At 61.5% G+C, this 5,813-nt stretch carries 7 protein-coding genes and 1 pseudogene; 5 read left to right on the forward strand and 3 right to left on the reverse strand.

Annotation, left to right across the window (positions count from 1 at the left end):
• Both B7R21_RS17890 and B7R21_RS19800 read left to right on the forward strand, forming a co-directional pair.
• Nucleotides 1-239: type II toxin-antitoxin system RelE family toxin (locus tag B7R21_RS17890; RefSeq protein WP_147305945.1), on the forward strand; the 239-nt coding region annotated here is incomplete at its 5' end.
• 66 nt (nt 240-305) lie between these two features.
• Complete coding sequence (locus B7R21_RS19800; protein ID WP_147305946.1) at nt 306-677, forward strand: hypothetical protein; 372 nt, start codon at nt 306-308, stop codon at nt 675-677.
• Nucleotides 678-1,331: 654 nt separating this feature from the next.
• Here the strand turns inward: B7R21_RS19800 and B7R21_RS17900 are convergent.
• A complete protein-coding gene (locus B7R21_RS17900; RefSeq protein ID WP_116284625.1) occupies nt 1,332-1,964 on the reverse strand; it encodes a TetR/AcrR family transcriptional regulator in 633 nt (210 codons plus the stop codon).
• A gap of 24 nt (nt 1,965-1,988) precedes the next feature.
• Entirely contained in the window at nt 1,989-2,750 is a 762-nt protein-coding gene (locus tag B7R21_RS17905; RefSeq protein ID WP_147305947.1) for an SDR family NAD(P)-dependent oxidoreductase, read from the reverse strand.
• Nucleotides 2,751-2,849: 99 nt separating this feature from the next.
• Here B7R21_RS17905 and B7R21_RS17910 point away from each other — a divergent pair, with 99 nt between their 5' ends.
• From B7R21_RS17910 to B7R21_RS17920, 3 genes and pseudogenes are all read left to right on the forward strand, one after another.
• Nucleotides 2,850-3,689, forward strand: coding sequence for an SDR family NAD(P)-dependent oxidoreductase (locus tag B7R21_RS17910; RefSeq protein ID WP_116284627.1), 840 nt, complete (start codon nt 2,850-2,852; stop codon nt 3,687-3,689).
• Nucleotides 3,686-4,069 carry a carboxymuconolactone decarboxylase family protein gene (locus B7R21_RS17915; protein ID WP_116284628.1) on the forward strand — a complete coding sequence of 128 codons (384 nt, stop codon included), beginning with the start codon at nt 3,686-3,688 and terminating at the stop codon, nt 4,067-4,069. Before B7R21_RS17910 ends, B7R21_RS17915 begins: the two co-directional genes overlap by 4 nt.
• A 725-nt stretch (nt 4,070-4,794) precedes the next feature.
• Nucleotides 4,795-5,583 (forward strand): annotated as a pseudogene (locus tag B7R21_RS17920) (IS256 family transposase); the annotation flags it as partial.
• 141 nt (nt 5,584-5,724) lie between these two features.
• Here the strand turns inward: B7R21_RS17920 and B7R21_RS21015 are convergent.
• Nucleotides 5,725-5,813 (reverse strand): IS3 family transposase (locus B7R21_RS21015; RefSeq protein WP_367302594.1); only part of this gene is annotated, 89 nt, incomplete at its 5' end.

A 5,813-nucleotide genomic window follows, 5' to 3' on the forward strand; every position in this document is an offset into this window, starting at 1 on the left:
TACTCCCGGTTGCGGCCCGCGCGATCAAGAAGCTGCCGCCAGAGGCCAAACGCCGGGTGCAGGCCGCGGTCGAACTGCTCGCTGAGGATCCGCGCCCGCCGGCGGCGAAGAAGCTGACTGGGCGCCCGGAGTGGCGGGTACGGACCGGGGACTACCGAGTGTTGTACCGCATCCAGGACGATGTACTAACCGTCGTGGTGGTTCAGGCCGGTCATCGGCGGGACATTTACGACAAGTAGGCCCCTGCCAGCATCACTACTTGAGCACGGGGCACAACGCATGAGGAACAAGACGGAGGTGCAAGCGTGAGCGATGAGGTCGAGCACTGCGATGTCGTCTACTCCTGGAAGCTAATAGACGGGTTGCCTGATGTCGACGGGGTGGAGAGCGGTGGTCGGCGGCTGGTGGTGTCTCCGCGAGTGCTGCGTGTGGAGCATTGGCCTGCCCATGATTCCCTCGGGGCGTTGCACGTATTCATCGACGGCGTGCGAGTCCGGGTTGACGGGACGCTCGGCGGCAACAAGGGGTTCGGATTCAGCGATGAGCCTGACCGGTGGGGTGAAGTCGTGCGTCACACCGACGAACTCCCCGAATGGTCCCGCCCATACCTTGTCGCGGCCCGCTCGTGGGAGACGGCACGCGGCAACCCGCGATCACCCAGACTGCGACTGGTCTGACAGGTCGGCGCGCGGCGACCTGATGCCTACGAATCGGCCCGCGTGCCATCGACCTCTCGCATCACGCGTGGTGAACTCGGGATGCGACAGCGCGTTAGGCGCCCTCAGGTGACCAGCACGGTGCGCCTCAGGAAGTGCGCGTGGCGACGAATGAGAGCTCCCAAGTTTTCGCATCTGACGTGGATTCGCTGGCTCTTTGTTGACATAAGGTCGGTTATCAGCGTATATAGACCTCTAGCGTTTACACCTTTTTGGGATACCTCGAGCCCGACTTCTGTCTGCGATTTCGCGCACGTGACACTTGCGATCCCTGCGGTCGCCGCTGCAGCCGCCTTGCTCTCGTTTACAGGCGTCGCCGGAGTCACGAGTCTCGGTTTAGCTGGGCTTGTGCGCATCCTGACCGGCCTAATCTTCATGCTCGTCTGGCGTCGCCGTCCACTGAGGTGATGGCGCAGTGCCAGATGACAGATGCCCTGAAAAGTCCGCAGTCAAACGGTGCGACCTTCTCTGATCGAACCATTGGTCGACGCATTGGTTGCGTCTGTGTGGGATTGCGATTCAGATGCCGTCGTGATCGCGCAAAGTTCGTCGCGTTTATCGGGGCGGCGTCGCCGGACCTGAGCGCCCGAAGACCCTATCTCGCGTTACGGCGGCTCAGAGCTTCGTTGCGGTAGGCCCGATCGACCGCGTCAGGATTGCGACGGCTGCCGAGCGCGCAGCCTGGGATCGTGGCACATTGCTGTGCTCGGCAAGATCGATGAGGCCGATCACCATGGCTCGCGCTGCATCCGCGACCGCTTCCCAATGGTGCCCGCTCTGCTCCAGCTCGCTGGCGTTCGCCCTGGCGAGCTCGTGCAACTCGTCGATTTGCTGTTGGATGACCCGCTCGTGGATGGCCCGAATGGCCGGGTCGGATGCCTGCTGAAGGGCCGCCCCGAACCGGGCGATTGCGGGACACTCCTCGAGAACTTCTCCCCCCACTTCGAGCCAGGCACCCACCCCGGCGAGGAATCCACTCTCCTCGCGCCCGGCAGCGTAGGTGCGATCGAGGAGTGGCTCGATCACTTCGACGTGGGCAGCCGAAACCAGTGCTGCCTTGGAGTCGAAATGGTAGAAGACCGTACCGATTGTCATCCCCACGCGCGACGCCAGTTCACGCATTGTCGCGCCGCCGTAACCCCGCTCGGCTACCAGGTCGACTGTCTCACGGAGCAGGCGCTGACGCGTCACCGCGCCATCGGACCCGACGGGGCGGCCCCGGACAGGTCGTGCGGCGGAACGCGTCATATTACGAGCCTAGAGCGTACACGCTCAGGCGATCATCGTCTTGCCGCCGTCGACGCCGATCGATTGCCCGTTGACGTACCCGGCACCCTCGCTCGCGAGGAACAACACGAGCGGGGTGCAGTCCTCGTAGGGAAGGCCGAATCGGCCAACGGGAATCTGGGTGGCAAGCAAGACGGCCTGCTCGCGCCCTTGCTCGGTCAGGTCGAACGCCGGCGTCTTGATCCCGGGTAGGAAGAGGTTGGTGACAATTCCGTACTTGCCCCACTCCTGAGACGCGTTGCGAGTGAGCGCCTGCACGCCCCCTTTGGCAATTTCGTACGGCGCAAAGCCCGGTAATCCGAGGATGGCCGAGTGCGAGGCGACGTTGATGATCCGTCCGTAGTGTTTGGCCTTCATGTGGGGAAGGCACTTCTGCATGAAGAGCATCGCCTGCAGAGGTCCTGTGGTGAAGGTGAAGAGCGCGTTTTCCACCGTGGTGTCTTCCAAGAAGGTATGACGATCCATCCCGCCCTGTCCGATGTTGGCCAGAATGTCGACCTGGCCGTAGGTCGCAATCGCTGCGTCCACCACGGCGCTGATGTCAGACTCCACTGCCAGGTCGGCGCCGACTGCGATGGCGCGACCGCCAGCATCCACGATTTCTGCGGCGATCTCCTGAACGCGGTCACCTCGAATGTCGCTGAGTACGAGCCCAGCACCCTCTTCGGCAAAGCGTCTGGAGACAGCCTCGCCGATTCCTCCGGCCGCCCCGGTGACGATCGCAATTCGTCCGTCTAAAACACCCATCAAAATCACTCCTTCATTACTAATCAATCGTTTGATTCATTAGACTCACTGTGTCATCAGAAACCTATTGCGTCAACCGAAGACGAAGGGAAGAAGACTATGGAGTCTTTGAAAAATGCAACCGTCATTGTCACAGGAGCCTCGAGCGGAATCGGAAAGGCAACGGCACTCGCTGTCGCGCGGAGGGGAGCGAACGTGGTCGTGGCCGACCTCGATGACTCAGGAGCGGGCGCCGTGGTCGAGCAAATCGAGGCGCTCGGAGTTCAAGCACTTGCTATCCATTCGGATGTCGGTGACGACAACGCATTCTCCGTCTTGCGCGATGAAACGCTCACCGAGTTCGGCCGAGTCGATGTTGTGATGAACAATGCAGGGGTTCTCACCAGGGGCCTCCCCGAAGAGATCCCGGTCGCAGAGTGGGAGCGCGTGCTGAACATCAATCTCATGTCTGTGGTGCGCAGCAACGCGGTTTTTCTACCGATCCTCCTTGAGCAGGGCAGCGGTCATCTCGTCAACACGGCGTCATTCGCCGGCCTGTATAGCTACGCTTACGATCGCACTCCGTACGCGGCGTCAAAGGCCGCCATCGTGCAGCTCTCCGAAGCGCTGGTGCTCTACCTCCGACCGCGTGGCATCGGTGTCACGGTGCTGTGTCCAGGACCTGTGGAAACCAACATTATGGCGTCCATCCGCACCTTCGGACAGGAGACCGCCACGCGAGGGCCCGGAGCGCAATTCGGCATCAAACAGCCGGAGGAGGTCGGAGAGTTGGTCGCGGAGGCGATCGTCGCGAACACGTTTATGCTGCCAACAGACAACCAGGTGGTCGACGTTCTCGTCGACCGGGCCAGAGACTGGGATGGGTTCATAACGAAGTCGATCGCGGCCTGGGCCGACACACCGATTCGCCCAGTGCCGCAGTCAGGAGCGTCACTGTGACCGATCCTCGCAAGGAGGGCATCCGGGTCCTCCGTGAACTGCTCCCCGGTGTGATTGCTGAGGGCGAGGTCTCCTTTGCGGACGGTAAATTCGGAGAAGAACTCGGGGAGTTGACCCTGACGAACGTGTTCGGCTCACTGTGGAACCGCCTTGCGCTGAGCCGCCGGGACCGCAGTCTCGTGACGCTCGGCATCCTCATCGCGTTGCGTGCCGAGGGGGAACTGGAGGTTCACTTTTCCATTGGCCTGCGAAATGGGCTCACCGTCGAGGAACTCGAAGAGGTGGTGTACCACTCCTCCGCGTATGCAGGATTCCCTGCTGCTGCCACCGCGCGCCAGATAGCTATTCGAACGCTACCGAAAGCCGGCGACCTGCCCTAGCGGTGACTACGGCGGCAATCGGGCACAACATCGTGACGTGGGCTCAGCACGCCGCCTGGTGGGCTGCACCTTCGTTCGCATCAGTCATAGGCGGGGTGAATGATACGGGCGACACCGACGACACCACAGTGTGATCGACCGGAAACACCTGCCCTGCACAGGAGACGCCGCCCGGGTGCTAGTGGCGGGATACGCCGCCGGTCCTGAAGAGCTGCAACGCGGATTACCTGCCATTGATGAAGCGGTGGGCTCTTGTTGTCGCTGAGTAGGTGCGAACAGCTGACGGGGACACTGGTTATCCAGACAGGATCCCTCAGTTGAGGGTGATGTCGGTGCGCGGGCTAATTCGTCGAGGTGAAGTTCCAACAGTTAGTTCGACGAATCAGCTTAAATCAATGTGGGTATTTGGTGACGCACGTGAGGGCACCTGGCGTGGGTACTTGGTGACGCCGGCAGGCGCGGCCCAGAGATCTCGAGTGGGTATTTGATGACGTGACTCAATTCAGTCGTCCCGTCGGGCTAACTGTCATCAGATACCCACGGATATTTGGTGGGTATTTGGTGACGGTTGTGGGTGTTTGATGACGCAGTCGTGGGTAATTGGGGTGACGTCCCTGTGAGTGGTGTGGTTTTGGGTTCTTGTGCGTTGCATCGTCGACGTAAGAAGCCACCGTGTGATGGTCAGTGAGAACCGACTAAAACTCTCACGCAAAGGACGCCACACGATGGCTTTAGACCAGTCTGCCCTGCTCGACCTTCTTAGCGAGCTGAAACTCACCGACGTCACCGACCGAATCCGGGTCGCGACCGAGACGCTTTACCAAGAGCTGATCGACGCCGAAGCGACCGCGTTCATCGGCGCCGCCCCGTTCGAACGCTCCGAGGAACGCACCACTCACCGCAACGGCAGCCGAGCTCGAGTGCTGACAACGACCGCCGGGGAACTTGATCTCAAGATCCCGAAGCTGCGCGCTGGCACGTTCTTCCCCGCCCTGCTGGAACGCCGCAGACGGATCGACCAGGCGTTGTTCGCGGTGGTCATGGAAGCATATTTGCACGGCGTCTCTACCCGGAAAGTCGACGACCTGATCAAAGCGCTCGGCGCCGATACCGGGATATCGAAGTCTGAAGTGTCGAGGATCTGCGCTGGCCTGGACGCGGAGGTGGCGCAGTTCCGCGACCGGACCCTGTCGGCCCTGGACTACCCGTACGTGTTCCTCGACGCGACGTACTGCAAAGCCCGCGTGAATCATCGGATCGTCTCTCAGGCCATCGTCGTCGCGGTCGGGGTGGCCGCCGACGGGCGGCGGGAGGTCCTCGGCTTCGATGTCGGAGATACCGAGAACGAAGGGTTTTGGACTGCGTTTCTCCGCTCGCTGAAAGTGCGTGGCCTCGACGGGGTGAAGCTGGTCATGTCTGATGCGCACTCCGGGTTGAAGAAAGCGATCGGGACCGTGTTCCAGGGTGCTGCGTGGCAGCGGTGCCGGGTCCACTTCATGCGCAACGTTCTCTCCGTTGGGGTCTGCCCAGAGTTTGGTTGTCACTGGGGGTTGATGGTTTTCAGGCCGCGTTTGCGGTTGTGTAAATTGTCTCAAACTCGACGGGGGTGAGTTTGCCTGAGGCTGACCCCGTTTCCCGGACAGGTGGTTGGTTGGTCAGGCTGCCAGTGTGAGCTGGCGGCGTTCGTACTCTAATGGACTGAGGTAGCCGATGCCGGAGTGGCGTCGGCGGGCGTTGTACCAGC

Origin of the sequence: Subtercola boreus, from assembly GCF_003399625.1 — a bacterium.
In the GTDB taxonomy this organism is placed as follows: Bacteria; Actinomycetota; Actinomycetes; order Actinomycetales; family Microbacteriaceae; genus Subtercola; species Subtercola boreus_C.